The organism is Nocardia sp. NPDC059229 (assembly GCF_042754165.1).
In the GTDB taxonomy this organism is placed as follows: Bacteria; Actinomycetota; Actinomycetes; order Mycobacteriales; family Mycobacteriaceae; genus Nocardia.
In genome coordinates this window covers 1-1,624 of the sequence record NZ_JBHZAK010000071.1, presented here as the reverse complement: position 1 = coordinate 1,624, position 1,624 = coordinate 1, and the positions used below count along the sequence as shown (strand labels likewise).

Below are 1,624 nucleotides of genomic sequence, written 5' to 3'. Positions count from 1 at the left end.
TTCGCGAAGGATGTTCCGGCGGTGTCCTACTCTCCCACACCCTGTCGAGTGCAGTACCATCGGCGCAGGTGGCCTTAGCTTCCGGGTTCGGAATGGGACCGGGCGTTTCCCCACCGCTATAGCCGCCGTAACTCTATGAAACTGTCACACAGAGAGCCCTCGCCCTTGCGGGCCAAGTCTTCTCAGTGATCTGTGTGTTGTTTCAGATACTGCACAGTGGACGCGTAGCTTCTTTGTTGGTAAGTCCTCGGCCTATTAGTACCAGTCACCTACATCTGTTACCAGACTTCCAGTTCTGGCCTATCAACCCAATGGTCTGTTGGGGGCCTTACCCCCTCGAGGGGGTGAGAAACCTCATCTTGGAACAGGCTTCCCGCTTAGATGCTTTCAGCGGTTATCCCTTCCGAACGTGGCCAACCAGCCGTGCTCCTGGCGGAACAACTGGCACACCAGAGGTTCGTCCGTCCCGGTCCTCTCGTACTAGGGACAGCCTTCCTCAAGTTTCTAACGCGCGCGGCGGATAGAGACCGAACTGTCTCACGACGTTCTAAACCCAGCTCGCGTGCCGCTTTAATGGGCGAACAGCCCAACCCTTGGGACCTACTCCAGCCCCAGGATGCGACGAGCCGACATCGAGGTGCCAAACCATCCCGTCGATATGGACTCTTGGGGAAGATCAGCCTGTTATCCCCGGGGTACCTTTTATCCGTTGAGCGACACCGCTTCCACTTGCCGGTGCCGGATCACTAGTCCCGACTTTCGTCCCTGCTCGACCTGTCGGTCTCACAGTCAAGCTCCCTTGTGCACTTGCACTCGACACCTGATTGCCAACCAGGCTGAGGGAACCTTTGGGCGCCTCCGTTACATTTTGGGAGGCAACCGCCCCAGTTAAACTACCCACCAGGCACTGTCCCTGAACCCGATCAGGGTCCGAGGTTAGAGGTCCAATACGATCAGAGTGGTATTTCAACGATGACTCCACCAACACTGGCGTGCCGGTTTCACAGTCTCCCACCTATCCTACACAAACCGTACCGAACACCAATACCAAGCTATAGTGAAGGTCCCGGGGTCTTTTCGTCCTGCCGCGCGTAACGAGCATCTTTACTCGTACTGCAATTTCGCCGAGTCTGTGGTTGAGACAGCTGAGAAGTCGTTACGCCATTCGTGCAGGTCGGAACTTACCCGACAAGGAATTTCGCTACCTTAGGATGGTTATAGTTACCACCGCCGTTTACCGGGGCTTAAATTCTCAGCTTCGCCCGCAAGGGCTAACCGGTCCTCTTAACCTTCCGGCACCGGGCAGGCGTCAGTCCGTATACATCGTCTTACGACTTCGCACGGACCTGTGTTTTTAGTAAACAGTCGCTTCTCACTGGTCTCTGCGACCCAGTACAGCTCCCACCGCAAAGGTGTTCACCACACCGGGTCCCCCTTCTCCCGAAGTTACGGGGGCATTTTGCCGAGTTCCTTAACCACAGTTATCTCGATCGCCTTAGTATTCTCTACCTGACCACCTGTGTCGGTTTGGGGTACGGGCCGTGTACCAACTCACTAGAGGCTTTTCTCGGCAGCATAGGATCACTGAATTCGCCTCAATCGGCTACGCATCACCTCTCAGGCT

General features: G+C 55.8%; 2 rRNA genes. Both read right to left on the bottom strand.

The features are described from left to right. Positions 1-13: 13 nt before the first annotated feature. Positions 14-130: ribosomal RNA gene (gene rrf, locus ACFXHE_RS44105) — 5S ribosomal RNA — on the bottom strand. 105 nt (positions 131-235) lie between these two features. Next, a 23S ribosomal RNA gene (locus ACFXHE_RS44100) occupies positions 236-1,624 on the bottom strand; the annotation flags it as partial.